21 protein-coding genes are annotated in these 25526 nt (G+C 71.4%); 7 read left to right on the top strand and 14 right to left on the bottom strand.

The window, feature by feature from the left end; genetic code table 11:
- Window positions 1-35 precede the first annotated feature (35 nt).
- From FHX73_RS27970 to FHX73_RS27960, 3 genes are all read right to left on the bottom strand, one after another.
- Entirely contained in the window at window positions 36-2003 is a 1968-nt protein-coding gene (locus FHX73_RS27970; RefSeq protein WP_145908681.1) for a SpoIID/LytB domain-containing protein, read from the bottom strand.
- Between the two features lie 109 nt (window positions 2004-2112).
- Complete coding sequence (locus tag FHX73_RS27965; protein WP_145908680.1) at window positions 2113-3336, bottom strand: PLL family lectin; 1224 nt, start codon at window positions 3334-3336, stop codon at window positions 2113-2115.
- 333 nt (window positions 3337-3669) lie between these two features.
- The gene (locus tag FHX73_RS27960; RefSeq protein ID WP_145908679.1) at window positions 3670-4434 is read right to left on the bottom strand and encodes a hypothetical protein; all 765 of its coding nucleotides are present in this window, start codon (window positions 4432-4434) and stop codon (window positions 3670-3672) included.
- Window positions 4435-4838: 404 nt separating this feature from the next.
- On the opposite strand from FHX73_RS27960, the gene FHX73_RS27955 reads away from it, so the two are divergent.
- Window positions 4839-7775: a BTAD domain-containing putative transcriptional regulator gene (locus tag FHX73_RS27955; protein WP_170305105.1), complete on the top strand. Its 2937-nt coding sequence runs from the start codon at window positions 4839-4841 to the stop codon at window positions 7773-7775.
- Here FHX73_RS27955 and FHX73_RS27950 read toward each other — a convergent pair.
- Genes FHX73_RS27950 through FHX73_RS27940 form a run of 3 tightly spaced genes read right to left on the bottom strand, consistent with a single transcriptional unit; the run spans window position 7772 to window position 9415 of the window.
- Complete coding sequence (locus FHX73_RS27950) at window positions 7772-8623, bottom strand: MerR family transcriptional regulator (RefSeq protein ID WP_246213918.1); 852 nt, start codon at window positions 8621-8623, stop codon at window positions 7772-7774. The genes FHX73_RS27955 and FHX73_RS27950 overlap by 4 nt on opposite strands.
- 17 nt (window positions 8624-8640) lie before the next feature.
- A complete protein-coding gene (locus FHX73_RS27945; RefSeq protein ID WP_145908676.1) occupies window positions 8641-9027 on the bottom strand; it encodes a putative quinol monooxygenase in 387 nt (128 codons plus the stop codon).
- Window positions 9028-9040: 13 nt separating this feature from the next.
- Window positions 9041-9415: a nuclear transport factor 2 family protein gene (locus FHX73_RS27940; RefSeq protein ID WP_145908675.1), complete on the bottom strand. Its 375-nt coding sequence runs from the start codon at window positions 9413-9415 to the stop codon at window positions 9041-9043.
- A 144-nt stretch (window positions 9416-9559) separates the two neighbouring features.
- Here FHX73_RS27940 and FHX73_RS27935 point away from each other — a divergent pair, with 144 nt between their 5' ends.
- On the top strand, window positions 9560-10378 hold the full coding sequence (locus FHX73_RS27935; RefSeq protein ID WP_145908674.1) for a MerR family transcriptional regulator: 819 nt from the start codon (window positions 9560-9562) through the stop codon (window positions 10376-10378).
- Window positions 10379-10483: 105 nt separating this feature from the next.
- Here FHX73_RS27935 and FHX73_RS27930 read toward each other — a convergent pair whose 3' ends face one another.
- From FHX73_RS27930 to FHX73_RS27920, 3 genes are all read right to left on the bottom strand, one after another.
- On the bottom strand, window positions 10484-11524 hold the full coding sequence (locus tag FHX73_RS27930) for a lipocalin-like domain-containing protein (protein WP_145908673.1): 1041 nt from the start codon (window positions 11522-11524) through the stop codon (window positions 10484-10486).
- Between the two features lie 81 nt (window positions 11525-11605).
- Window positions 11606-12079, bottom strand: a complete 474-nt coding sequence (locus FHX73_RS27925) for a carboxymuconolactone decarboxylase family protein (RefSeq protein ID WP_145908672.1) — start codon at window positions 12077-12079, stop codon at window positions 11606-11608.
- Between the two features lie 56 nt (window positions 12080-12135).
- Window positions 12136-12576 carry a YybH family protein gene (locus FHX73_RS27920; protein WP_145908671.1) on the bottom strand — a complete coding sequence of 147 codons (441 nt, stop codon included), beginning with the start codon at window positions 12574-12576 and terminating at the stop codon, window positions 12136-12138.
- A 56-nt stretch (window positions 12577-12632) separates the two neighbouring features.
- Between FHX73_RS27920 and FHX73_RS27915 the strand changes: the two genes are divergently transcribed.
- Window positions 12633-13616 (top strand): LysR family transcriptional regulator, encoded by a 984-nt coding sequence (locus FHX73_RS27915; protein ID WP_246213917.1) that lies wholly within the window; start codon window positions 12633-12635, stop codon window positions 13614-13616.
- Between the two features lie 624 nt (window positions 13617-14240).
- Entirely contained in the window at window positions 14241-14741 is a 501-nt protein-coding gene (locus FHX73_RS27910; protein WP_145908670.1) for an RICIN domain-containing protein, read from the top strand.
- Window positions 14742-14867: 126 nt separating this feature from the next.
- Here the strand turns inward: FHX73_RS27910 and FHX73_RS27905 are convergent, their stop codons facing one another.
- Together FHX73_RS27905 and FHX73_RS27900 are read right to left on the bottom strand one after the other, a co-directional pair.
- Entirely contained in the window at window positions 14868-15869 is a 1002-nt protein-coding gene (locus FHX73_RS27905) for a hypothetical protein (protein WP_145908669.1), read from the bottom strand.
- Window positions 15870-16328: 459 nt separating this feature from the next.
- Complete coding sequence (locus FHX73_RS27900) at window positions 16329-16991, bottom strand: HAD-IA family hydrolase (protein WP_145908668.1); 663 nt, start codon at window positions 16989-16991, stop codon at window positions 16329-16331.
- 534 nt (window positions 16992-17525) lie between these two features.
- On the opposite strand from FHX73_RS27900, the gene FHX73_RS27895 reads away from it, so the two are divergent.
- Together FHX73_RS27895 and FHX73_RS27890 are read left to right on the top strand one after the other, a co-directional pair.
- Window positions 17526-19880, top strand: coding sequence for an RICIN domain-containing protein (locus tag FHX73_RS27895; RefSeq protein ID WP_145908667.1), 2355 nt, complete (start codon window positions 17526-17528; stop codon window positions 19878-19880).
- A gap of 239 nt (window positions 19881-20119) precedes the next feature.
- Window positions 20120-21067 (top strand): EamA family transporter, encoded by a 948-nt coding sequence (locus FHX73_RS27890; RefSeq protein WP_145908666.1) that lies wholly within the window; start codon window positions 20120-20122, stop codon window positions 21065-21067.
- Here FHX73_RS27890 and FHX73_RS27885 read toward each other — a convergent pair.
- A complete protein-coding gene (locus FHX73_RS27885; protein ID WP_145908665.1) occupies window positions 21037-22356 on the bottom strand; it encodes a solute carrier family 23 protein in 1320 nt (439 codons plus the stop codon). The two genes, FHX73_RS27890 and FHX73_RS27885, sit on opposite strands and share 31 nt — an antisense overlap.
- Complete coding sequence (locus FHX73_RS27880) at window positions 22353-23489, bottom strand: aryl-sulfate sulfotransferase (protein ID WP_145908664.1); 1137 nt, start codon at window positions 23487-23489, stop codon at window positions 22353-22355. Before FHX73_RS27880 ends, FHX73_RS27885 begins: the two co-directional genes overlap by 4 nt.
- 147 nt (window positions 23490-23636) lie before the next feature.
- Between FHX73_RS27880 and FHX73_RS27875 the strand changes: the two genes are divergently transcribed.
- Complete coding sequence (locus FHX73_RS27875; protein ID WP_145908663.1) at window positions 23637-24251, top strand: helix-turn-helix domain-containing protein; 615 nt, start codon at window positions 23637-23639, stop codon at window positions 24249-24251.
- On the opposite strand, the gene FHX73_RS27870 is transcribed toward FHX73_RS27875, so the two are convergent.
- Window positions 24248-25372, bottom strand: coding sequence for a site-2 protease family protein (locus tag FHX73_RS27870; protein ID WP_145908662.1), 1125 nt, complete (start codon window positions 25370-25372; stop codon window positions 24248-24250). The genes FHX73_RS27875 and FHX73_RS27870 overlap by 4 nt on opposite strands.
- Window positions 25373-25526: the final 154 nt, after the last annotated feature.

Below are 25526 nucleotides of genomic sequence, written 5' to 3'. Positions count from 1 at the left end.
GCCGTGCCGGCCGTCGGAGAATTGGTTCTGTATGGTCAGCGGCTGGTGCCGCCGATGGTTGTCGGGCCCTGCCAGGCGCCATCGGCCACCCAGTCGTTGTTGATCTTGCCACTGCCGTCCACGAACACGACGTGGTCACCGGCCGCGTCGGTGGCGATGCCGGAACCGGCACGCGCCTGACCGCCGATCGTGGCCTCCTGCCAGGCACCGTTGAGCACGTAGTCGTTGGCCACCTGGCCGTTGGCGTCCACGAAGTACAGGTGGTCGCCGGTGGCGTTCAGGGCCAGTGCAGTGTCGGAGCGCGCCTGACCGCCGATCGCCGACGGACCCTGCCAAGTGCCGTTGCTCACCCAGTCGTTGGCGATGCTGCCGCTCCCGTCCACGAACACGACGTGGTCGCCGGCCGCGTCGGTGGCGATGGCGGAGCCGGCGCGTGCCTGGCCGGCGACGGTGGCCTCCTGCCAGGCGCCGTTGAGCACGTAGTCATTGGCGACATTGCCGCTGGTGTCCACGAAGAACAGGTGGTCGCCGTTGGCATCCAGCGCCAACCCGGAGTCGGAGCGCGCCTGCCCGCCAACCGGGGCCGGGCCGTGCCAACCAGTGCTGTCGGACCAGTCGTTCACCACATTGCCACTGCTGTCGACGAACGCGACCATGGTGCCGGCCGCATTCGTCACCACCGGCGAACCCGCCCGGGCCTGACCGCCGATCTTTGACGCCGCCTGCCAGGCACCGTTGCTCACCCAGTCATTGACGACGTTGCCGTTGCCGTCGACGAAGAACGCATGGTCCGCCTTCGCATCGAACACCACTGGCGAATCGGAGCGCGCCTGACCACCGATCCCCGACGGCGCCTGCCAAGCACCATTGAGCACATAGTCGTTGGTGACGTTGCCGCTGGTATCGACGAACGCCACGTGATCACCGGCCGCGTCCATCGACACCGTGCCGAGGTTCGATGCCCCGCTGAACGACACACCGGGGTAGTAGGTGCTCAGAATCGACTGCCAGGAGTACCCGGCGGCGGCGCAGGCCTGCGACCCCCACTGGCTGAGCGTCTGCCGGGAGCTGGACGCACCGGCGCCGCAGGCCTCGGACGTGCTGTCGGTGAGGTCGTTCAGGTAGGAGGCCTCGAAGATCGAGCCGTTCTGGGTCATCACCGTGTTCCAGGTCGCCGCGACGGCGGCGTCCGTGGCGGGGTCGGACACGGTGGGGTTGTAGACCTGGTACTCGGTCGAGTCGTTGACGTTGTAGCAGGTGCCGTTGTAGATCCCGCCGCGAGAGTTGTTGACCCAGTACCAGGCGTAGGTCTTGGCCGCCATTGCGCCGGCCTTCAACGAGTCGGGCGCCCAGGAGGGGATCCACTCACTGGGCAGCACGTGCTGGACGTAGCTCTCGAACGGCACCGGGACCACGCCGATCTCCGTGCCCGTCACCGGCGCACCGGTCCTGTCGTGCGCCCCGTACTCCATCACCGTGATGGTCGAGGGCGGGGTCGTGTTGGAGGAGTAGCCGCCGCAGGAGCCGCTCGCCGTCGCCGACGTCACTGCCGCGGCCCGATCGGGCGGAGCCTGCTGCGCGACGCCTTGCTCGGTCATCGACTGTGCCTTGCCCGTCAGCAGTACGGTCAGCGCGTCACCGGTGCGCGCCGGGGTCACGCCCGCCACCTGGTACCTGCCGAAACCCGGAGCCGACACCGTGACCGTCACGGCCTTGCCGCCGGCGTCCGGGTAGTCGAAGGCGAATCGGCCCGCGCCGTCGGTGCGGCCCACCAACGTGCCGTCCACCTCGATGCGTGCTCGCGCCACTGCCGACAGCGAGGTGGGCAGGGTGATCACCCCACCGGACACCTTCTCCGCGCGGGCGTCCGACACGGTCCCCGACATGGCGATCGACGCCGGCTGCGAACTCTGTTGCGCCGGTTCCGGCTCCGGCGACGCGACTGCCGGGCAGACCGCCGCACCGCACACGGCCGCCATCGCCGTGACGCCGATGAGGGTCATGCGCAGACCACGGATGACTGACAAATCCGATTCCTTACTCGTGGACCGCGCCGGCTGTAAGGGCCAGCCGGCGCGGTGGTCTGGTCGTACCTGTGGGACTCGGCGGTGGTCAGCGGCTGGTGCCGCCGATGGTGGTCGGGCCCTGCCAGGCGCCGTTGCTCACCCAGTCGTTGGCGACGCTGCCGCTGCCGTCCACGAACACCACGTGATCACCGGCAGCGTCGGTGGCGATGCCGGAACCAGCACGCGCCTGGCCGGCGATCGCGGCCTCCTGCCAAGCGCCGTTGAGCACGTAGTCGTTGGCCACCTGGCCGGTGGTGTCCACGAAGTACAGGTGGTCGCCGTTGGCGTTCAGAGCCAGCGCGCTGTCGGAGCGGGCCTGACCCCCGATCGCCGACGGGCCCTGCCAGGTGCCGTTACTCACCCAGTCGTTGGCGATGCTGCCGCCACCGTCCACGAACACCACGCGGTCGCCGGCTGTGTCCGTGGCGATGGCGGAACCGGCCCGCGCCTGACCGGCGATCGTGGCCTCCTGCCAGGCGCCGTTGAGCACGTAGTCATTGGCGACATTGCCGCTGGTGTCCACGAAGAACAGGTGGTCACCGTTGGCATCCAGCGCCAACCCGGAGTCCGAGCGGGCCTGCCCACCGACCGGGGCCGGACCGTGCCAACCAGCGCTGTCAGACCAGTCGTTCACCACATTGCCACTGCTGTCGACGAACGCGACCATGGTGCCGGCCGCATTCGTCACCACCGGCGAACCCGCCCGGGCCTGACCGCCGATCTGCTGCGCCGCCTGCCAGGCACCGTTGCTCACCCAGTCATTGACGACGTTGCCGCTACCGTCGACGAAGAACGCATGGTCCGCCTTCGCATCGAACACCACCGGCGAATCCGAACGCGCCTGACCACCGATCCCCGACGGCGCCTGCCAAGCACCGTTCAGCACATAGTCGTTGGTCACATTGCTGTTGCTGTCAACGAAAGCCACGTGATCACCGGCAGCATCCATCGACACCGGCGAGGTCCGGGCCGGGGCGATGTTGTTGTAGCGCAGAGCGATGAAGTCGGAGATGGAGAACCCCTCCAGCGTGCTGGAGTAGATGCTGCCCTGCCGCTGGTCGGCGACCTCACCGTAGGTGTGCTCGGCGTCGTAGTCGAACGTCCCCGCGACCGGGTCGACCCACGAGTCGAACAGCACGACGTGGTCGGCGGTGTAGTCCAGCGCGTCGCCCGGCTGCAGGTTGGTGTCACCGCTGATGTTGGTGGCGGTGGTGGTCGCGACGCTCGGCAGGGTCTGGGTGACCAGGCTGTCCGTCAGGCCCCAGGCCATGGAGACGAATCCAGAGCAGTCCTCACGGTACGGACCGCCGGTCGCGCCGTCCTGCCAGGCGGCCTTCTCACTGTACGGGACCTTGTTGTCGATCCAGTCGTGTGCCCTGGCGATGATCTGCTGCTGGGTGATCGCACTGCCCGGGGCGGCCGGACCGAGGGATCCGGTCGAGGTGGGGCTGCCGAGCCCGACGGTGTCGGCCGAGGCGGCGCCGGCCGGTACCAGCGCGGCCGCCGCGCCGACCAGTGACGCGGCCGCGAGTATCGCAACGCCCCGTACGTGCTTGTGGATGGACATGACTTCCCTTCAGTGATTTCGCTGATCCTGCGTGTGTCAGTGCGTGCCGGCCGGGCCGGCCAGCAGGTTCGTGAGCAGCGACAGCACGTTCGGGTCCTGGTGCACGTCGTACGGAGCGGCCGAGGATCCGCCGCCCAGTTCGTCGAAGTGCAGGACCAGCACGGACGTGCCGGCCGCCGCGAGGTAGAGGTGGTTGGTCTGCGTGCCCGCGGCCGACAGGCCCTCGACGCCGGTCCAGCTGCGTTCGAACGCCGCCGCCTTCGGGGCCGTCGCAGTCTGCTGCGCCGCTGCGTCGGTGTTGACGTGCTTCGCGCTCTGCAGGGCCCTGGACGTGGCTTGACACGAGCTCATGCCGGACGTGACCTGCTCGTACGCGGTGTCGGCCGCGGCCTCGGTGCCGAAGATGTAGAGCTCCAGCACCGCGGGGTTGCCGGCGCCGCTCAGATACGGCTGCTGCTGCCAGGTCGCGGCGTCGTGCACGCTCGCGCACTCGTTCAGCGCGACGTCGTGCCCGCGGACATCGCGCACCGGGCCGGCGGTCTGCGCCGTCCACGACTCGGCGGTGGTCGCGGCGAGACCCGAGCGGACCGCGGTCACGGTCGTCGTGCTGGAGACGGGCGCCGTGGCGGCGTTGCCCGGGGTGGCGGCGGAATCCTCGGGAGCCGGTTGCGCCGGAGTCTCGGAGGTGCTCGGTGTCACCGACGCCGAGGGCGTCGGCACGTCGGGTGCGCTCGTGCCCGGCAGCGCTGACGCCGCGACAGCGCCCGCCGGGAGCGGCTGCGCCCGGGGGTGCTTGGTCACCGCAGTGCCGCAACCAGCGAGTCCGAGTCCGAGCATGACGACACAGGCCAGACCGAAGGCGACCCGACCCGATCGCGTGCCGGTGCGTCGCCTGGTCCGCCGCGCGCCGGCTCGACCCGCTTCCCCATCAACGGCTACCGAAGCGCGCACGCGGCTGAACTTCATCTGTCGCCCCCCTTGGACTGGTTGCTTCTTCCCGACGGCAAGAGCCTTCCGGTTCCCGGCAACCCGGCACTCACGCGCCGACAACGAGCGGTGGCAGCGGGCCCCGAGCCCCAGGCCGAGCGGCCGTCCGCCCACGAACCGACAATGACTGCAAAGATCGTCAACGGACCAGTAACATGCGGGCAACGGGACCTCGTCGGACACGAAGGCGAGCCCACGGGTCCTGGGGGGAAACACCGGTGCGCTTCAGCCTGCTCGGTCCGCTGACCGTCCATGATGGAACGTCAGCTCGGACGCTCGACGGCCACAAGGTGCGCGCGCTGCTGGCCGTCCTCCTGCTGAACCCCAATCAGCCGGTGTCCACCGACCGCCTGCAGGAAGCCCTCTGGGGAGAGAACCCGCCGGCCACGGCGAACGCCTCGCTCAAGAACCACGTCGCGCGACTCCGCCGCGCCTTGGCCGAGGACGGCGCCGACGAGTCACGGATCAGGGTGGTCCCGGGCGGATACCTGCTGGGCGTGGGAGCAGGCGAACGTGATGCCGACGACTTCACCGACGCGCTCGCGCTGGCCCGCGACGCCTACCTCCGGCAGGACTGGCCGACCGTCAGCCGACAGACCGGGCAGGCGGTCGCGCTCTGGCGCGGCGAACCGTTACCCGACCTCGCGGACCTGCCTGAGGCCCAACCCCACATCGAGCGGTACACCCAGGCCCGCTGGCAGGCCTTGGAGTGGCGCATCGACGCCGAACTGGCGCTCGACCGCCACCTCGGCCTGGCCCCCGAGCTCACCGGACTGATCACCGAACAGCCCCTGCGCGAGGCGTTCCACCGGCAGCTGATGCTGGTGCTCCACCGCACCGGACAACAGGCGGAGGCCCTCGCGGTCTTCGGCCGGCTGCGCCGCACGCTGGTCGACGAGCTCGGTGTCGAGCCGGGCCCTGACGTCCTGGCCGCCCACCAGGAGGTCCTGCGGCCCAGCGCCGTACCCGTTCCCGCCATCTCCCTCCCCCCGGAACCGGTGGACGAGCTGGACCAGGACGCGCCCGCGCCGACCACCGGGCCCGGCGTGCTGGCGCCCCGGGGTGATCTCGCGGAGGCCGCCGAGGCGCTGGCACGCAACGTGCACAGCCGCTGGATCCGCGAGGAGGAGCAGCGCCGGATCCACGATCCGTTCCCGCTCCCCGTGCGGTGGCGGTCGGCCCCTGCCGGCCTCCTCGATCACCGGGACAACATCAGCGGGACGGCCCCCGGAGCCGCGACCGGGACGCTGTCGCTGGAGGGTGACTTGGCCCGGATCGCGGAGGTCTACCGCCGCATCGGATCCGGGCGGCTGGTGGTGCTCGGCCGGGCCGGCTCCGGCAAGACCGTGCTGACGACGCGGTTCGTCGTCCACTACCTGGCCACCCGCACCGGCAGTGATCCCGTGCCGGTCATCTTCAGCATCGGATCGTGGGACCCGACCGTCACCGCGCTGCGCGACTGGCTCGTCGACCGGCTGCTGCGCGACCACCCGCACCTCGCCGCCCGTGCCGCCGGCCGTTCGACGCTGGCGGCCGCCTTGGTCGACGCCGGCTGGATCCTGCCGGTCCTCGACGGCTTCGACGAGATCGCCCCGGGACTCCACCGACCCGCCCTCCAGGAACTCAACGCGACGACCCTGCCGCTGCTGCTGACCAGCCGCACCGAGCAGTACACCGACGCGGCCACCACCGGCGTGCTCAGGAGGGCCGCCGGCATCGAACTGACCGACCTGACCACGGACGACCTCGCGCACTACCTGCCACGCACCGCCCGACCGACCGCGCCGGGCGAGCCGGGAAGCCCGGCCACGACCATGTGGGATCCCGTCCTGGCGGAGCTGCGAAGCCACCCGGAGAGCTGCTCCACCGTCAACCTCACCACTGTGCTGAGCACTCCGCTGATGGTGCTGCTCGCCCGCACCCGCTACAGCGACGCCCCCGGACAGGACCCGGCCGAGCTCCTCGACACCACCCGCTTCCCCACCCCGCAGGCCCTCGAACAGCACCTGCTGGCCGGCTTCCTCCCCACCGTCTACCGCGACGGCCCGACGGCCCGGACCGACACCGCTCCCCCGCGCCCGCGCCGCACGTGGGCCCCGGACCGCGCCCGGCACTACCTCAGCCACCTCGCCGGGCACCTCGCCCGGCCCGAGCAGCGCGACCGCCAGGACCTGGCATGGTGGCAGCTGCCGACCGGGTTGAGCCTGACCGCGCGTGTTCTCGCCGTCGTCCTTGCCTGCACCTTGGTGACAGACCTCAGCGGCGCACTCGTGAGCGGGATCGCACACCTGTTTTCGCCCGGTGTGCCGTTCACACTGCCCGGGATCGTTCTGGACGGATTACTGGACAGCCTGATCGTCAGCCTGGCCTTCGGGCTGGTCTACGGACTCGCCGTGGCGTTGCGCAAGGAGAGGTTCGAACCGTCCCTCATACGGCTGCGCCTACCGGGCCTCGGCCGGCCAACCGGTGCCATGCCCGTCCGCAGATTGCGCACCGCTTCGTGCGCCGGACTGCTGGTCGGCTCCGTCCTGGGATTCGAACGTGGCCTGTATCTGTCACTCGTCCACTTTCCGGGGGCAACGGAGGTCGTCGCCAAGTCCATGGCCGAGGCCATCCTGATCCGCACGACCCTGGATGTGGGCACCTTCGGTGCGACTGGCGGCCTGGCCCTCGGGCTCATGGCCGCCCTGGAGGCGCCACTGGAGATCGGATCCGCCGCCACACCCGCGAATCTACTGGCCGTCAATCGCCGTACGGTCGTTCGTCAAACACTGCTCGTCGCTCCGGTGATCACCATCGCCTTCAGTACTCTCTGGCGGGCAGTGGCGAGCGTGATCTTCCGGAGCCACATCAGCCCATGGCCCGCTTACTCCGAGCAGTTCCGTGTCGCTGTCCAATGCGGGATCACCGGAACCCTCTGCTACGTCCTCTCCTTCACCGCCTGGGGTCAGTGGGTGCTCTTCACCCGCATCTGCCTCCCCCTGACCGGCCGGCTCCCCTGGTCGACCATGGCGTTCCTGGAGGACGCCCATCACCGGGGAGTGCTCCGCCAGGTCGGCGCCGTCTACCAGTTCCGCCACGCCCGGCTACAGGGTCACCTCAGCCCCACTCCTCACGAACCGGAGCAGGGCGTGCCGACCACGGTGCCGACCTAATCGTCGACGGGCTCGCCGATCGGCCAGGCGATCTCCAAGCGGTTGTCCGGGGCGTCCGGCGTCCCGGTCCAGCGGCGGAAGACCATCCGGACCGGGCCCGCGAAAGCGAAGCCGTGCTGGGTGATCCAGTCGGCGACGGCGTCGTACGCGCCGAGGATCTGCGGGAACACAGCGGCCGCGCCCTCGACCTCCGTGCAGGCGAGGGCGGTCTCGGGCAGCTCGCGCACGGTCATGCCCTCGGGCAGGTCCGTGGGCTGCGCGCCGTCCTCCCAGAACGGCAGGCAGGCCTCGACGAGCGTCTCGTTCTCGTCGTCGCACACCCCGTGGAAGCGCACGAACGCGGGCCTGGGGAGCGTGAGCGGGCCGCGGCCGGCGACCTCGTACATCTCCTGGTAGGCGCTGCAGAGGAAGGCGTCAAGCCCGGAGTTGTCCACGGTCGCCCCGCGAACGAGGATCCGTTCGGCGGTGCCCTGGCGCACCGTCACGCGGTGGGTCATCCCTGCTCCTTCGGTCAGTCGGCTCAACAGGCGGTGGACCGTGGAGCGCTGCACCTCCAGCCGCCGTTCGGCCGCCCGCAGATGCGCCTGCAGGGCGGCGACCAGCTCCTCCTCGCCGCCGCCGAGCAGCCGGCGCACCTCTTCGACCGGGATGTCCAACTGCCGCAGCGCCCTGATCGACTGCGCCGTACGCACCTGGTCACGCCGGTAGTACCGGTAGCCGCTCACCGGATCGACCAGCGTCGGCACCAGCACGCCACTGGCGTCGTAGTGCCGAAGCGCGGTGACCGAGAGGCCGCTGGCCTGCGAGAACTGCCCGATCGGCAGCAGGTTTCTCCTGTCCACAGCCATGACTGTGCCGTCTCGGGTTACCCGAGAGTCAAGCCCGTTCCTTCACCGCTGTCTCCTTCACCGCTGTCTCCGCCGTCGCCTTTACCGCCGTCGCGCGCCGCGATGCCCTGGCCCTGGTAGATCCCGTCGTAGTAGTGGATCACCAGGGGGCGGGTGAGCATGGCCTCGAACGTGGCGGTGAAGCCGTGCGCGGTGCGCCAGGCGAGGTAGTCGGTGTAGTTGTGCGCCTCGGTCCACTGGGTCAGGCCTGCGACGTGGTCGACGTCGTTCTGGTCGCGCAGGATGCGGATCTCCTCGCAGCCCTCGTGCTTGAGGCTCTCGCCCAGGATGTCCAGCAGCAGCGTCGCGACGTCGTCGCCGCGGCCGGGCCGGGCGAACAACTCGGTGATGACCAATGTGCTCATGCCGGGCCCGCCTTCAGTAGGGCGACGGCTCGTTGTGCACGATGACCAGGGAGCCGATCGTGCCGTCGGCGACCGTGAGGTAGCTGGTCAGGACCAGCTCGTCGGGCAGGTTCGTCTTGTCGTACTCCCCGTCGTAGCGCGCCCGCACGATCGTCAGGGTGCCGCGCTGCGCGACCTCCGTCACGTCCATGGTGACCTTGTCGCCGACGATCTCCCTGCTCACCCAGGCGCGGATCGAGGCGCTGTCGGCGAACTCACGGCGCGCGTCGTTGACCACGGCGTCGTGGGAGAAGGTGGCCATGACGGCGTCGACGTCGAAGGCGTTGACGGCCTCGATGTAGGCGGCGACGACGTCGGGGAGCACTGTGGCCCGGGCGTTGGTGTTCATGAGGTGGCTCCTTCGATGACCCCGGCACCGTGCGGTGCCTGATCAAACGGTGTCTGCTCAAACGGTGGGCCCTGCCCGTGCGGGAGAGTCAACCGGCGGCCCCGCCTTGGACCCTCCGGCAGGGGGAGGGTTGACGCTGGTGCCATGCACACAGGCTTGACGGTCGGCGAGTTCTCCCGGGTGACCCATCTGAGCATCAAGACGTTGCGGCACTACCACGACGTGGGGCTGCTCGCGCCGGCCGATGTCGACCGGGGCACCGGCTACCGGTACTACTCCCTGGACCAGGTGCCCACCGCCCAGGTGATCGTGCGCCTGCGGAACCTGGACATGCCAGTGGCCGACGTGAGGGCGGTGCTGGCCGCCGAGGACGTGAGCACTCGCAACGACCTGATCACCGCGCATCTCGCCCGTCTGGAAGACCGGCTGGCGCAGGCGCAGAGCCCCGTCGAGTCACTGCGCGACCTGCTGGCCCGGCCCGCACACGGCTCGGCCATCGAGTACCGCACGGTCCGCGAGCAGCCGGCGATCGGCATCCGCGAACTCGTCGACCGGCAGGACGTGGTGAGCTGGTGGCAGGGCGCCCTCGGCGAACTGCACGGCTTCCTGACAGCCCGAGGACTGCGCCCGACCGGCCCGATGGGCGGCCTGTTCGCGAGCGAGCTGCTCCAGGACGAGCGCGGCGAGGCCCTCGTGTTCGTCCCGGTCGACGGCGCGGCGCGCCCGGTCGGCCGGATCAGCACCGTGGTCGTCCCCGGCGCGGAACTCGCGGTCGCGGTCCACCGCGGCCCCCTCCAGACCATCGACCTCACCTACGCCGACCTGGGCACCCACACCACACGCCACGAAATCGGCGTCGCCGGCCCCCTGCGCGAGTTCTACCTCCGCGGCCCCCTCGACCTGGCCGACGAACACGCCTGGGTCACCGAGGTCGGCTGGCCCATCTTCCGCTCGAACGGCTAGCGGAGTTGGGCGTACGCAGCGAATGACAGGCCGTCAGTACCACGCCAGGTGGTACCCGCTGTCGACATCGCGGGTACCACCTGCACCGCTGGCCGGTGCGGCCGGTCAGTGCCAGTTGCCCAGCTGCTCCACGTAGGCCTGGCCGGTGACCGGTGTGCCGCGGACGGTTCCCGTTACCGTGCTGTCGCCCTCGAAGATCCCGCCGTCGGTCTGCACCTCCTGCTGCGGCAGTGGTGTGGAGACGGTCAGTGTCGTGTTCAGGTCCGGGATGTGGACGGTCCAGTGGGTGGCGTACCGCTGTCCGGTCGTCGGGCTGGTCCAGAAGCCGCCGGCTTCGGGGGCGAGCGGTTGGACCGGGACGACCTCGGTGGTGCCGTTGGGCTTCAGGACGGTGGCGTAGTGCTGTTCGGCGCCGTCGGCGAACAGGTCCCACAGGTTGAGGCGTTCGCCGTTGGAGAGTTGGACGCCCATCCAGGTCCACTTGGACAGCGTGCTCCAGTTCCAGTTGCCCCACTGGCGGTCCAGCCAGGAGGTGCCGGTGACGTGGTAGGAGGTGCCGTTCTCGGTGAGGGTGCCGGTCGTTGCCAGGTCGGGCAGCGAGTAGTAGTAGCTGCTGCCGCCGAGGAACGGCATCAGGCCGTTGCCGTCGTTGTAGAGCACCGGGCCCTTCGCGTTCAACGTCAAGTCCAGCGTGCCCTGTGGCAGTTCGGCGGTCAGGTGCATCGCGTTCATCGGACCGCTCAGGCTCGCGGTCGGCAGGCTCACGTCGAGGGAGGTGCTGGAGAAGGTGCCCTGTGCGGGAGCGTAGTTGGTCGTCTTGGTGTAGTACTGCCCGGTGGTCAGGTCGGTGAGGGCCAGTTCGGTCTGCGGGGGCGTCTGGCCGGACCCGGCGACGATCTGGACCTCGTAGCCGAACTGGTGCCCGCCGGCCCGGAGATGACCGACGGTGTACCACCACTCGTCCTGCACGCCGGGGTGGGCGGCCTGGTCCGCGGGCAGGTGCACGAACGTCGCCAGGCCGGAGTCGGCCGGAGCGGAGGAGGCAGGTGCCGTCGTGGCCGTCGCGTTTGCCGAGGCGGGCACCGCGACCGCGGTGACGGTGACGGTGGCGGCCAGTGCGGCGAGCAGGATGGACTTGGAGAGCATGGGTCTTCGCTTTCCGTTGTTGTGGATCGGGGCGGATCGGGGCGGATCGGGGCGGATCGGAGCGTGATGTCCGCAGGCCGTTCAGCCGAACTGGCCGGGCTGGTAGTCGCCGGCGGGCTGCTGGATCATGACGTTCACCCGGTTGAAGGCGTTGATGACGGCGATCTGCGAGACGAGTGAGGCGAGTTGCTCCTCGTCGTAGTACGCGGCCGCGTTCTGCCAGACCTCGTCGGGCACGCCGCCGGCCGCGTCGGCGATGCGGGTGCCCTGCTCGGTCAGTTCCAGGGCCGCGCGCTCGGCGTCGGTGAACACCGTGGCCTCCCGCCAGGTCGCGACCAGGTTGAGCCGGGTGGCGGTCTCGCCGGCGTGCGCCGCCTCCTTGGTGTGCATGTCGGTGCAGAATCCGCAGCCGTTGATCTGGCTGGCGCGGATCTCGATCAGCGCGATGGTCGTCTCCGGCAGCGCCGACTCCTTGATGGCCCGGCCCGCCGCGACGACGTGCTTCAGGACCTTGGCCGCGATGGGGCTGGTGTGCAGGTTCAAGCGTGCGTTCATGGTTCGACTTGCTCCTCTTGGAAGGGTGATCGATCGGTGAGTGCGGGCCGGGCCCGTCAGGGTTCGAGGTCGACCATCGCGTTGCCGCTGACGACGTCGAGCGGCACCGAGACCTGGTCGTGCACGATGAGCCACCTGTCGTCGAACTTCTGGCAGCAGTAGGTGACCCTGACCCACATGCCCCGCATCGCGGAGCCGTCCTTCAGCGTGCCGCTCAGCCGGGCGAGCGCGTGCCCGAAGGCCAGGCGGTCGTCCGCGGTGACCGTCAGATCGCGGATCTCGTACGCCACGGTGTCGAGGAACGCGAGCACCGGCGCCCAGTTCTCGAGCTTCGCTTCCACTCCGACGTGCTGAAGCGGCGGCTCGACGTCGTAGGACACGATGTCCGCCGCGTAGACCTCCCGCAGGACCTCGACGTCCTTGGCCTCAAGCCCTTCGACGATCCGGCCGATCAGTCGGCGGACCGCGGCTTCGTCTTCCTCGTGCTGCGTGGCCATGGCACCCAACTCCTTCTGTGAGACTGTCACTTCGTGCTCTGACGCACCCTCACACTATGATTCCCGAGGCATCTTGCCAAAGATCAATATTGCTAAGACGCTATGCCTCGGGAGTCATGATGGATCTGAACTCGCTCCGGCAGTTCTTGGTGGTGGCCCGACTGGAGCACCTGAGCCGGGCGGCCGAGGAGCTCCACATCGCCCAGCCGTCGCTCAGCCGAACCATCGCGCGCCTGGAGGGCGAACTGGGCGCAGCACTCTTCGATCGCGGTGGCCGGCTCCGGCTGAACGACACGGGCAGGCTCTTCCGCGACCACGTCGAACGCGCCCTCGGCGAGCTCGACGCGGGCCGCCGCGCCGTTGCCCAGGCCAGCAGTCAGGGCCTGGGCGCCGTGCGGCTGGCCTCGGAGACCTTCCTCACCCTCACCGGCCCGATGGCGGCCTTCAAGAGCGCCCATCCCGCCGTGGAACTCGCACTCCACTGGTCGCCGCCGGAGGACATGGCCCGGCGCCTGCGCGCCCAGGAGGTCGACCTGTGCGTCGCCTCGCAGCCGATCCACGCCGAAGACCTGGAATCGGTGCAACTGTTCGACGAGGCGGTGGGAATCGGCGTCCCCCTCGGCCACCCGCTGGCGGGGCGGGCGTCCGTGACCATCGACGAACTCGCCGACCAGCCTTTCGTCACCGCCCGCCCGGGGCACTGGCTACGCCGCCTGCTCGATCGCCTCTTCGCCGCGCGCGGCCTCACCCCGAAGATCGTCTGCGAGGCCGACGAGCACGGCGCCATCGCCGAACTGATCATCGCAGGCCTCGGCATCGGCCTCGCCCCCGCATTCGCCCGACGCAACGCCGTGAGCGCCCCCGTCGCCTGGATACCCGTCGACAGCCCCGACTGCCGCCGCACCGTCACCCTCTACTGGTCCGCCGACAGCCACCTCCCCACCGCCGTCCGCCTGATGCGCACCACGATCACCAACTGGAACTGGAGCGGCGGCGAACCCCGGGCCGGCGCCGATGACAGGCCCGCACGGCAGGCCTGACTGGGCGTCACATCCTCGACTCGGTGCCTCATGCTCCGCACTGGACGGCTGAACCCCTCAACAGGAACTGCGTCGCTCAAGCTGAGGTGACGAAGCGGCCCCCACCGGTGACTTGGTGGGGGCCGCGGTTTGTCGGGCATCAGGTCCGCAGGGCGCGGGGGCGATCTCGACGGTGTCCGGGATGTTGATCGGACCGGCCTGCCTGGCCTGCCCGTTGCGCAGGGTGGCCCATGACCCGTCGGGGCGCCATAGTTCGGTTGCCGCGATAGTGCCGTCCTGGTTGCAGTAGGCGGGTGGCGGTTGCCGCAACGCCGCAACGAGATCCCTCCAGGTCCGCGTTGCGGATTCCGTGGGACGCCGCACCAAAGTGCAGGCCGCGCGGTTGCGCCGTGGGTGACTGTTGCCCGATCGTCCGCGGTTATGGCGGGACTTGGACCGAACCCGAAAGCTTCAAGGCAGCGAGGGGAAGAAACGCCCCTCGTCGCCCGGGTCCGGGCGCACGTCACCGCCTCCGGGCCCGGGAGCGACAGCACAGCCGAGCTTGCAAGAGCCAGATCGGATTCATCCTTCGTGTGCGCAAGATTGTCGCACCGACCATGCATGACAAGAAAGGGTTTACCGAGCATGCGTACCTCTTCGCGTGGAACGGCCCGTTTCGTCAAGGCGTCCCTCCTGGGGCTGGTCACGACGTCGCTGCTGGCCGTAGGGGCGGCCGCACCGGCTTCGGCCGCGTCCGGGATCACCTGGCAGAACGGTCTGTACGGCCACTCCTACTACCTTGCGTCGAACGGCTACCAGGCACAGCCGTTCATGGCCTACGGGAGCAACCCTCCCGCGTCGAACTGGACCGACATCGAGAACAGCGACGGCACCTGGGACGAGGTCGACTTCGCGGGGTTCTGCCTGACCGGCTACGGCAGCACCGTCGAGACGATGCCCTGCAACGACGCGAAGGACGCCACCGACGGGCACATGCGGTGGCGTGAGATCAACACCGGGGACGGCTGGAAGCTGCAGAACGTCCTCAGCGGCTACTTCCTGGACTGGACCGGGAGCAGCCCCAACACCGGCACGGTCTACCTCCACAACGGCGACGCGGGGAACCCGAACGAGCGCTGGTACTGAGCCGGGCCGGGGCTGAGCTCGTCGTTCAGCCCCGCGGGTCACCCGACCTCCGCGGCGGCGGGGTTCAACAACCTCACCAGGAGAACGTCCCGCAAGAAGGCGGAGCTGTTCGGCCCAGCCATGTGCTCACCTCTCCGGGCCGCCCCGCGGGGCGGCCCGGCGCAGGGGCTCGCGACGTTGGCGGGGCGCAGGCCGTTGCAGGTCGCGCGAGCTCACCAGCACCGCGTAGCCGAGCAGCCCGAGGCCCAGCGCCGTGGGCAGACCCCAGAGCAGGGTGAGCCGCTCCAGTTCGGCGGAGCTCGCCGGTACCGGTTTCAGCGGGGAGTCGCCGCCCGGCATGTAGTACGCGTCGATCGGGCTGCCGTCGGGCGCCGGGCAGGAGCCGGTGGTGCGCATCGGCTCGGTGTCACCGCCCGGCAGGTCCAGGTAGCACTGGCGGTAGGCGGTGCCGTGGCTGCCGGTCTCGGTGTCCGAGTAGGCGACCCGGACCGTCCCGTGGGTGCCGAGCAGGACCACCGCCAGCTCGCCGGTGAACGCGGTCGCGTAGCCCAGCAGCAAGGTGGCCAGCACGTAGGCCACCTTCACCGACCGCGGCGCCCGCCGCCTGCCGTACACCAGCCGGCGCACCAGCAGGAACCAGCCGGCGATCAGCCCGACCGCGCCGACCACCATGCCGACGCCCAGGTCGAGCAGGCCAAGCGCCGCCTGCGCGAGCAGCAGCGGCAGCACCAGCGCCCAGCCCGCCGCCACCCGCCGCCGGGTGCGCGGCAGCAGTGGCTTGGCCTTATCGCCACCCTTGCCACCCTTGCCACCGCCCGACCCTGACGTCGGGTCGGGCTCGCGCAGCCCGCGCTGCGCCAGCTGCTCGCGCAGCGCCGACCCGGGCCGGCGGCCCGCGAGCCGCCACGCCTCGCCGATCCGCGCCAGGTCCGCCGTGCCGGGCCGCTCGTCCGGGTAGCAGGTGGTGAAGACCAGCAGCACGCTGCGGATCTGCGAGACCCCGTACTTGCTGCGGCTCAGCGCGCGCAGCCGGTCGAAGTCGAAGCCGGCCCGCACCAGCTCCCGGCGCTGCTCCTCCGTCAGCCGCGGAAGGCCGGGCGAGTACCAGTCCTGCGGAGTGTCGTCCACGTCGTCCCCCGTTCCGTGTCCGGCGGACCCTACCGCACGCCGCTCACCAGACGGCAGCTGGTGGCAAGCATCTCAACGAGTTGGCGGGCCGACTCCGGCTCCGTCTCCGACGGGTCCGCGCCTGGCCGGGGCTGCGCCGGCACCCTTCAGGCGAAGAGGCGTAGCGGGCCCGCGTGCGGGATGCGACGTCGGCGGGTGGGGCGGTCCGGTCGTCGGGGTTGCTCCCGCGACCGTGCCGGGGACGCGGCGTCACAGCGGTCTGACAGTCGGTGGTGGTCGGCGGCGTCGTTGCCGTCGGGGTGGGTTCGACACGCGGTGTGTTGCGCTTCGGTGTTCAGCCGGTCATCACTCTTGGTCACTTGGAGGACGTTGAGTCCGTATCTGGTAGTGGCCGCGTCCGGGTTGTTCGAGGAGTCCCTGACGAACAAGTCGCCCCGGGCGGGAGCGGGTGACGTTGGGTCACGCGGCGAGCGTGGCGACCCCGAGTAGGGCGCTGAGCTGCGCGGCGGTTCGCGTCGGGTCGTCGGCGAGCACGGTCGTGATGCCGAGCGCTGCGGCCGGGTCCAGGTTCTTGGGCTGGTCGTCAACGAACACGCATGCCTCGCCCGGCAGCCCCATTCGTTCCAGGACGCGCCGGTAGATCTCCGGGTTCGGCTTGGCGATGCCCTCGCGCTCGGAGATCACCGTCACGTCGAACAAGTCCCACACCCCGGCGTGCGCGTAGGGGTCGTGGGGGTCCAGGCCGAAGCTGTTCGAGAGCAGCGCGACCGTGTAACCGGCCGCCCGCGCGGCTCGGGCGACGGCGATCACGTCGTGTGCCGGCGACACGTCGCCCCACGCCTGCCCCATCAGGTTCACCGGGTCGATGTTCGGGCCCATCAGCGGCGCGGTGCGCTCGTTCCACTCGGCCTGCGAGATGCGGCCGACCTCCAGATCCGCGTACAGGGCCCGGCCGGTGGGGTTGTCGTTCAGCGTCTGGCGCCACGCCTCCGGGCGCAGTCCCTGGGAAACGCACCAGCGACGGTGAGTCTCCAGAACCCCCGCAGTGAGGACGCCGACGAAGTCAAGGATCAAGCCACGCAAGGCGGCTGGGGGCGTGTTCAGGTCGGACGATTGGTCCATGATGGGTCTTCCCTTCCCGGTTCGTCGCTGTACCGGAAGGTACCCCGCACACGGCGGGGCGCACTGACCGGCCGTTCCCGATGCGGAGTTGGGCACCGGGAACGGCCGGCGTCGCGTAGGGTGCGCTCCCCGAACCGGCTGACCCCTGGTCGCCGGTTCGCACGGAACGATCTCGCTCTCCGACAGCCGGAGTTGCGGTTCGGGCTGCCGAAGTCAGCAGCCGATCGGATCGTCGCCGACCCGCTCGTGCCTACCCGCGAGCCACACCGCTGTGACTCTGCCAGGTTCGCTCTCGCCGTGACCGCAGCCGCTGGCGCCGACACCCCGTTCGCCGCCATTGTCACGCGGTTGGCGCCGAGGACGCGGTCCACCGCTCGGGCTCGGCCTGTTGGCGGGCGAGGCGCAGCAGGGACACGGTCTTGCCGCCGCCCGACCGGATGCTTGATACTGCCCATCACGCGCACTTACGGTCTAGACCACGCGCCGATCGAGCAAATCCTGCGCACTCCCCGTCTTCCTCACCCCGGGCAGGCCATGCGATCCCTCACCGCCACGCTCACTGCCGCGCTCGTCGCCGCAGTGGTTCCGCTCTCCTTCCTCCTCCCCGCCACCGCCTCGGCCGCCGCAGTGCCGGCGGCCGTCGGCTCGCCCACCACCCCGCCGACCACCGTGCCGGCCCTGAGCGCCTGGACCCCAGCGGCCGGGTCGTTCGTGTTCGGCGCGTCCAGCCGGATCGTCCTCGACCCCGCCAGCGGTTCCCAACTCGCAAGCGACGCGGCCACGTTCGCCGCCGACCTGACCGCGCTGGAGGGCCGACCCGTTGCCGTCGCGCCCGCCGGGAGCACCCCAGCGGCCGGCGACATCGTGCTCGGCCTGGGCGGCGATCAGCCCGCCGAGGGGTACCGGGTCGTGGTCGGGTCCACGATCAGCGTCCAAGGGTCCACCACCGACGGGGAGTTCTGGGGCACCCGGACCATCCTGCAGTGGCTGCACCAGAGTTCCACCATCGCCGCCGGCACCGGGACGGACGCGCCGGACAAGGCCGAGCGCGGGCTGATGATCGACACCGGGCGGAACTTCTTCCCGGTCGACTGGGTCGAGAACCAGATCCGCGAGATGTCGTACCTCAAGCTCAACTACCTGCACCTGCACCTGTCGGACACCTACGGGTTCCGGCTGGAGAGCAGCACCCACCCGGAGATCACCTCGGCCCAGCACTACTCGAAGGCCGACATCGCCGCGATCATCGCGCTCGGCGACCAGTACCACGTCGCGGTGGTGCCGGAGATCGACATGCCGGGGCACATGGACGCGATCCTGTCCGGCGAGCTGGCCATCGGGAAGGACTACCGGCTCAAGGACAGCTCCGGCAATCCGAGCAGCAGCTACATCGACGTGACCATACCCGGCGCCCGCGCGCTGATGAGCGATCTGATCACCGAGTACGAGCCGCTGTTCACCTCCTCCAAGTACTGGCACATCGGCGCCGACGAGTACGTCACCGACTACGCCTCCTACCCGCAGCTGTTGAGCTACGCCCGCGCCACCTACGGGGCCGGCGCGACGGCCAAGGACGCCTTCTACGGGTTCGTCAACTGGGCGGACGCGATCGTCCGGGCCGGCGGGAAGACCGCGCGGATGTGGAACGACGGGATCAAGGCCGGGGACGGGACGATCGCGCCGAATCCGGACATCGTGGTCGAGTACTGGTACGACTACGGTCTGACCCCGCAGCAGTTGATCGACGCCGGGCACACCGTCGCCAACGAGTCCTGGACGCCGACCTACTACGTCTACGGCGGCGCCAAGCCCGACACCACCTGGATGTACCAGTCCTGGAACCCGGACCTCTTCCAGGGCTCCGCCACCATCAACGACCCCACCCGCAACCTCGGTTCGCTGCTGCACGTGTGGTGCGACAACCCGACGGCCGAGACGGTGGACCAGACGGCGGCGAACCTGCGCTACCCGCTTCGGGACCTGGCCCAGGCGACATGGAACTCCCCCAAGCCGGTGGCGAGTTACGCGGCCTTCGTGCCGATCATGGACGCGATCGGGCGCAACCCGCTCTACCCGGCGCCGGTCATCCCGGGCGACCTGGCACAGGGGCGGCCGACCACCGCGTCCAGCGTCGAGACCGCCGACTTCCCGGCCGCCAACGCGACCGACGGGGACCTGGGCACCCGCTGGTCGAGCCAGTACACCGACCCGACCTGGCTCCAGGTGGACCTGGGCGGCGAACACACCGTCAACCGGGTGGTGCTGGCCTGGGAGGCGGCGTACGGCAAGGACTACCAGATCCAGCTCTCCGACGACGGCACCACCTGGACCACCGTCTACACCCGCACCGGCGGCACGGGCGGCACCGAGACGCTGACCGGCTTCACCGGCACCGGCCGCTACCTCCGCCTCTACGGCACCGCCCGTGGCACCCAATGGGGCTACTCGCTCTACGAGTTCGAGGCCTTCGACGACGCCTGGCCAGCCGGCACCCACACCCTGAGCGCCGGCACCCAGGCCCTCGACGACCCGGCGAGCTCGACCACCGCCGGTACCCAGCTGATCAGTTGGGGCCTGCACGGCGGCCCCAACCAGCAGTGGCGCCTCACCCCGCAGGACGACGGCGGCTACACGCTGACCAACGCCGTCTCCGGCCTCTGCGCCGACGTCGACGGCGGGTCCACCGCCGCCGGGGCGTCCGTGATCCAGTGGACCTGCACCGGCGGCTCCAACCAGCACTGGCGGGTGACCCGGCTGCCGGACGGGAGTTGCACGATCGCCTCCGTCAACAGCGGCCTGCTGCTCACCACCGCGTCCACGGCGAACGGCGCCCTGATCACCCAGCAGGCCGACACCGGATCGCCGCTCCAGCACTGGACCCTCGCCTGACCCCGAAGCCTCGTACGCTCGGCCCGGACGAGTTTTCCGGGCCGAGCGGGCGCCGGCCACGAATTCCGAAGGCGGCGGCCACGAGTGACGGGCCGTCCGATTACCCAAGCCCCGTGACACGAAACCTGCGGATTTCGTGGAATTCCCGTCCTTGACGGACTTTCCCGCCGTTCGGCACGATCCTTTCCAGCGCGGGACCGCCACCACGCAGACCGACGGCCCACGCACGGATGAGCGAGATGACCACGCGAACCACCCCACCCGACTCGCCCGGCTCCCCCGGCTCCCCCGCCACCGCCGGCCTGGTGCTGGCCGGCATGTGCGGCCTGCAGGCGGGCGCCGCGCTGACCACCGGGCTCTACCCCGCCGTCGGCACCGCCGGCGTGGTGACCCTGCGGCTCTGCTTCGCGGCCGCCGTGCTCTGCGCGCTCTGGCGCCCCGGCCTGCGGCGCGACCGCGTCACGGGGCGGCGGTGGGACCGGGGCACCCTCGCCACCGTGATCGCGACCGGCACACTGCTGACGGTCCATCACCTCACCTACTACGGCGCCGTGGTGCGGATCCCGCTCGGCGCGGCGACCACGGTGGAGTTCCTCGGCCCGTTCGCCCTCGCGCTGGCCGGCTCGCGGCGCGCACCCGACCTCGCCCGGGCGCTGCTCGCGCTGGCCGGCGTGGTGCTGCTCGGCGCGGGCGGCCTGGCCCTGGACCCGGTCGGCGTCGCCCTCGCCGCCGTGGCGGGCGCCTGCTGGGCCGGGTACATCCTGCTCGCCGGCCGACTGGCCCGGCGGGTCGCGGGCGGCGGCGGGCTGGCCCTCGCCGTCGGCTGGGGCGCGCTGCTCAGCCTGCCGTTCGGGGTCGCCTCGGGCGGTGCCGCGCTGCTGCGGCCCGGGGTGCTGGCGCTCGGCCTGGCGGTGGCGGTGCTGTCCAGCGTGCTGCCCTACTCGCTCCAGTTCGAGGCGATCCGCCGCCTGTCACCGCGCGTCTTCGGCCTGCTGACCAGCCTGGAGCCGGCCGTGGGCGCGCTGATCGGCCTGCTCTTCCTCGGCCAGCGGCTGGCCGCCGCCCAGTGGATCGGCATCGCGGCGGTCGCCTGCGCCTCGGCGCTCGCGGCCCGCTCCTCCGGGCGGCCCGAGCCCCGGGCCCAGGCGACGGACCGTCAGCTCACCCCCGCCGCCGAGGCCTCCTGACCCCGCGCCCGGGACGGTCGCAGCGCCGCGAACAGCGCGTGCAGCAGGACCGCGGCGACCGTGCCGGTGACCACCCCGTTGCCGAGCACCGTCCGGGCGGCGCTCGGGAGTCCGGCGTACAGCGCGGGGGCCACCACCGGCAGCAGTCCCACGGTCAGTGCGAGGCCGATGACCAGGGCGTCCGGGGAGTCGCCCGCCCGTGCCCGGCCGAGCAGTTCCACGCCCATGACCGTGATCACCGCGTAGACCGCCAGCGCCGATCCGGCGACGACGGCCGCGGGCAGCCCCGCCACCAGGCGGGACAGCGGCGAGAGCAGGCCGGCCACGATCAGCAGGCCGCCCGCGGTGGCGGTCACGAAGCGGCTGCGCACGCCGGTGAGCCGGTTGATCCCGATGTTCTCCGAGCTGGTCACCATCGGCGGGGTGCCGAGGACCCCGCCGAGCAGCGACACCAGCGCGTCGGCCCGGGCGACCCGCGGCACGTCCCGGGCGGGGTCGGGCGGCTCGCTGTTGAGCACGGTCTGACCGGTGGCCTCGGCCAGCGAGGCGAGGCTGAACAGCAGCAGCGGGAGCGCGGCCGGCAGGTCGAACTGCGGTGTGCCGTAGGGCAGCAGGTGCGGCAGGGAGACACCGGTCCCGGTGGCGGGCGCCAGCCTCCCGAGTCCGGTGGCGACGGCGAGGACGGTGCCGCCGGCCAGCCCGACCAGCACCGCGGACTGCCGCCAGGCGCCCCGCAGCAGCAGGTGCGCGGCGATGGTGACCGCCACGGTGAGCCCGGCCGTCGCCAGCGCCTTCGGCGCGGCGCTGCCGCTGGGGCCCGCGAGCAGCTGGGTGGTGACCCGGACCATGGAGATCCCCACCAGCAGCACCGTCACCCCCATGACCAGCGGCGGGAACAGGCCGACCACCCGGCCGTACAGCGGCGCGACGGCGAGCAGCAGCAGCGCGGCCAGCAGCACCGAGCCGGAGGCGACGGCGGGGCCGCGGTCGTGGGCGATCTGCAGGTAGAGCGCGGTGGCGGCCCCGCCCGGCAGCATCACGAACGGCAGCCGGGCGCCGAAGCCCCAGACGCCGAGCGACTGGAGCACCGAGCCGACCCCGGACAGCACCAGCAGCGCGCCCAGCAGGGCGGCGGTCTGACCGGGTCTCAGGTGCAGCGAGGCCGCCATCAGGAAGGCGGTGGAGACCGGGGTCGCCGCCATGGCGAGCACGTGTTGCAGGGCGAGCGGCAGCAGTGCGCGCAGCGGCGGGCGCTCGGCGGCGTCGACCCCGTGGGCGGCGGTGGTCACGGGCGGGCCTCCAGCCACGGGATCTCCTCGGGGGCGTAGCGGTAGGCGCGGAAGAGGGCGTTGGGTTCGGCCGGGAAGAGGGTGCGGACCTCGCGCTCGGTGTAGGCGCCGAAGTACGGCACCACGTACTCCCAGCAGAGGTAGCCGTCCGCCGTCACCTCGAAGAGCCGGCCGGCCGGGGAGTCGGTCACCAGGGTGTTGCCGTTGGGCAGCCGCTGGGCCGAGCCCATGAACGGTGCGAAGAACGACTCGCGGGCCGGGTCCTGGTACTCCCAGACCACCTCGCCGCCGGGCCGCTCGATCTCGATGACGCGCGAGTACGGCACGTCGTGGCCGGGCCGGAACACGCCGTTGTCGAAGACCAGCAGCCGCCCGTCGGCCAGTTCGGTGGGGTGGTGCTGCTGGGAGACGGTGCCGGGCTCGGTGCGCCAGAGCACCTCGCCGGTGGCCCGGCTGATCACCACGACGGCGGAGACGCTGCGCAGGCTGGCCAGCACGTTGCCGTCGGCGAGCGGGGTCACGCTGTTGATCAGCGGCCAGTGCTCGCGCGCGTAGTCGGGGTGCAGCGGGTAGTCGGCGCGGTCGAGGTGGTCGGCGGCCCGCCAGGTCCAGCGCGGCGATCCGTCCGGTCCGACCTCGGTGATGGTGTCGGCCCACACCGTCGTCCCGTCGGCCTCGGAGCCGGGGACGCCGCCGAGGACGGCGCTCGCCGCCGCGCCGCGCAGGGGTTCGATCCCGGTGTAGAGGACGCCGCCGTCGTCGAGGTGGTGGGCGTCGTGGTGCTGGCGCGGGTCCCGGTGCTCCCACAGCACGGTGCCGTCGGGGGCGGCCCGGAGCATCACGCCGCCCCGGTACTTGTGCCACATCGGGAAGAGCGCCTCCTCGCCGGGCAGTACGCCGTTGTAGGCCAGCACGCCCTGGTCGGTCACCAGCCGGGCGTGCCGCCCCGGCCGGTAGGGCAGCTGCCAGCGGTGCGCGCTCACGCCGTGCAGGTCCACCAGGTGCACCTCGCCGCCGGCGGTGAGCGGGGCGAACAGCGTGAAGCCGGGGAAGGCGGCGGCCGGGTCGAGGGCGATCAGCCCGGTGCCGCGACGGCGGCGCTGGTTCTGGTCGACGCGGGACACGCGGGACATGGGCACTCCGTTCATGGGTGCGCATCAAACTTTTTTTGATGACGCCAAAGTGCTTCGACCGTAAGGGCGTCATGTGTCGGCCTTGTTGCAGCCGTGCGAAACGTGCCCGGCGAGTGCGTAGGGTGGCCGCAGGAGGGAGCAGTGATCATGGGCGAGACGGGCACGGACACGGGCACCAAGGCCGGCGGGGACGGCGGGGACGCGGTCCCCCGGCTCGGCGGCGCGGTCCGCCGCCGGCGCCGCACCCTCGACCTGACCCTGGCGGAGGTGGCCCGGCGCACCGGCCTGTCCGTGCCCTTCCTCAGCCAGATCGAGAACGACCGGGCCCGGCCCAGCATGCGCTCGCTCCAGCGCATCGCCGACGGCCTGGGCACCACCGCCGTCGAACTGCTGGGCGCCGCCGACGCCACCGCCCGCCCGGTCGACGTGGTGTTCGCCCGGGACGACACGGGGCTGTCCCCCGACGCCGGGGTCCGCCCCCTGGTCCGCGGCCAACGCCGGCTGCACGCACTGGAGTTCACCGGCGAGCAGCAGGACGACCGGGAGTTCCTGCACCCGGGCGACGAGCTGATGTACGTGGCCGACGGCGCGGCCGAGGTGGTGGCCGAGGGCCGGGTCCACCAGCTCCACCGGGGCGACACGCTCTACCTGGCCGGCGGCGTCCGCCACCGCTGGCGCAGCACCCGGCCCGGCACCCGGGTGCTGCTGGTGGCCGTCTCCGAGAACCCGACGGCCGATCAGACGGCGTCACCACCGCACTAGCTGACGGGGCGTGCGCCCCCGCGCAGCAGCCGGACGATCTCGGCGCCGGTGACCAGGCCGACCAAGCGGCCGTCCACCACCACCAGGACGGGCGGCGGCGCGGTGGCGTGCTCCAGCACCTGGACCAGCTCGTCGTCCGGCCCGGCGACCGCGCACCGCGCCAGCGGCCTGGCCAGCTCGCGCACCCGCACCTCGGCCCGGCGGGCCTGCGGGAGCAGGGCGAGCCGGCGCAGGTCCGCCAGGCCGCTCGGGCGGCCGTCGAAGTCGACCAGCGGGAAGACCGCGGGCACCGGCCGGTCGGGGTGCTCGGCGGCCTCGGCGAGCAGGCGCTCCACGGTGGTCCAGTCGGGCACGGTGGCCACCGGGGAGGTCATCACCTGGCCGATCCGGAGCCCGCCGAGCCGGGTGATCAGCGTCGCCCGGCGCACCTCGGCGAGCGCCGAGGTCCAGATGAACAGGCCGGCCAGCACCAGCCAGAAGCCGGCGGAGTCGCCGCGCAGGAACAGGATCCAGCCGACGGCGGTGAGCGCGACGCCGCCGGCCTGGCCCGCCCGGCCGGCGATCCGCTCGGCGCGCTCCCGGTCGCCGCCGCGCCACCACAGGCCCGCCTGGAGCAGCCGTCCGCCGTCCAGCGGGGCGGCGGGCAGCAGGTTGAAGCCGGCGAGCAGCAGGTTGGTCCAGCCGTTCCAGAGCAGCACGGCCGCGGGCAGCGTCCAGTGCAGGCCGTGCTGCACGCCGAGACCGGCGGCCAGCGAGAGTCCGCCGAGCACCAGGCTGGTGAGCGGGCCGACTCCGGCGGTGGCGAACTGCAGCCGCGGCGTCGGGGGCCGTCCCATCCGGGTGACGCCGCCGAGCGCGAACACCGTCATGTCCTCCACCGGGATCCCGGCGCGGCGGGCGGCGACCGCGTGGGCCGCCTCGTGCGCCAGCAGGCCCAGGGTGAGCAGCAGCGCCCCGACCAGGCCGGCCAGGTCGTAGACGGTGCCGGAGCGCCCCGGTGCCCACACGGGCAGGACCTGCCGGGCCAGGCCGACGCCGAGGAAGAGGACCAGGACGGGCGCGCTCCAGTGGACCTTCAGCGGTACGCCGAAGACCTTGCCGAGCGGAGCGGATCCGCGCATTCCGGCCTCGCCGCCTCTCCCGTGCTCGCCGACGGCCTTCCTGCTCTTCCTGTTCCCCGTCCGGCCCGCCTTCGCACGGGCCGGGCACCGTCCGGTACCGGATCGATGCAATCGCTTATGAAAACCATTTCCAATAACGTAGGATCGCCCCGAG

Origin of the sequence: Kitasatospora viridis, from assembly GCF_007829815.1 — a bacterium.
Taxonomy (GTDB): Bacteria; Actinomycetota; Actinomycetes; order Streptomycetales; family Streptomycetaceae; genus Kitasatospora; species Kitasatospora viridis.
Note: the sequence above shows the minus strand (reverse complement) of the source record. Positions and strands in the feature narration are given on the sequence as shown.

Excerpts from the sequence above, each read along its gene's own strand:
- FHX73_RS27915 (WP_246213917.1), top strand. The coding sequence starts at position 12,633 with ATGATTCCCGAGGCATCTTGCCAAAGATCAATATTGCTAAGACGCTAT.
- FHX73_RS27935 (WP_145908674.1), top strand. The coding sequence starts at position 9,560 with ATGCACACAGGCTTGACGGTCGGCGAGTTCTCCCGGGTGACCCATCTG.
- FHX73_RS27900 (WP_145908668.1), bottom strand. The coding sequence starts at position 16,991 with ATGGACCAATCGTCCGACCTGAACACGCCCCCAGCCGCCTTGCGTGGC.
- FHX73_RS27890 (WP_145908666.1), top strand. The coding sequence starts at position 20,120 with ATGACCACGCGAACCACCCCACCCGACTCGCCCGGCTCCCCCGGCTCC.
- FHX73_RS27920 (WP_145908671.1), bottom strand. The coding sequence starts at position 12,576 with ATGGCCACGCAGCACGAGGAAGACGAAGCCGCGGTCCGCCGACTGATC.
- FHX73_RS27970 (WP_145908681.1), bottom strand. The coding sequence starts at position 2,003 with ATGACCCTCATCGGCGTCACGGCGATGGCGGCCGTGTGCGGTGCGGCG.
- FHX73_RS27925 (WP_145908672.1), bottom strand. The coding sequence starts at position 12,079 with ATGAACGCACGCTTGAACCTGCACACCAGCCCCATCGCGGCCAAGGTC.
- FHX73_RS27945 (WP_145908676.1), bottom strand. The coding sequence starts at position 9,027 with ATGAGCACATTGGTCATCACCGAGTTGTTCGCCCGGCCCGGCCGCGGC.
- FHX73_RS27895 (WP_145908667.1), top strand. The coding sequence starts at position 17,526 with ATGCGATCCCTCACCGCCACGCTCACTGCCGCGCTCGTCGCCGCAGTG.
- FHX73_RS27875 (WP_145908663.1), top strand. The coding sequence starts at position 23,637 with ATGGGCGAGACGGGCACGGACACGGGCACCAAGGCCGGCGGGGACGGC.
- FHX73_RS27930 (WP_145908673.1), bottom strand. The coding sequence starts at position 11,524 with ATGCTCTCCAAGTCCATCCTGCTCGCCGCACTGGCCGCCACCGTCACC.
- FHX73_RS27940 (WP_145908675.1), bottom strand. The coding sequence starts at position 9,415 with ATGAACACCAACGCCCGGGCCACAGTGCTCCCCGACGTCGTCGCCGCC.
- FHX73_RS27950 (WP_246213918.1), bottom strand. The coding sequence starts at position 8,623 with ATGGCTGTGGACAGGAGAAACCTGCTGCCGATCGGGCAGTTCTCGCAG.
- FHX73_RS27870 (WP_145908662.1), bottom strand. The coding sequence starts at position 25,372 with ATGCGCGGATCCGCTCCGCTCGGCAAGGTCTTCGGCGTACCGCTGAAG.
- FHX73_RS27880 (WP_145908664.1), bottom strand. The coding sequence starts at position 23,489 with ATGTCCCGCGTGTCCCGCGTCGACCAGAACCAGCGCCGCCGTCGCGGC.
- FHX73_RS27910 (WP_145908670.1), top strand. The coding sequence starts at position 14,241 with ATGCGTACCTCTTCGCGTGGAACGGCCCGTTTCGTCAAGGCGTCCCTC.
- FHX73_RS27965 (WP_145908680.1), bottom strand. The coding sequence starts at position 3,336 with ATGGCCTGGGGCCTGACGGACAGCCTGGTCACCCAGACCCTGCCGAGC.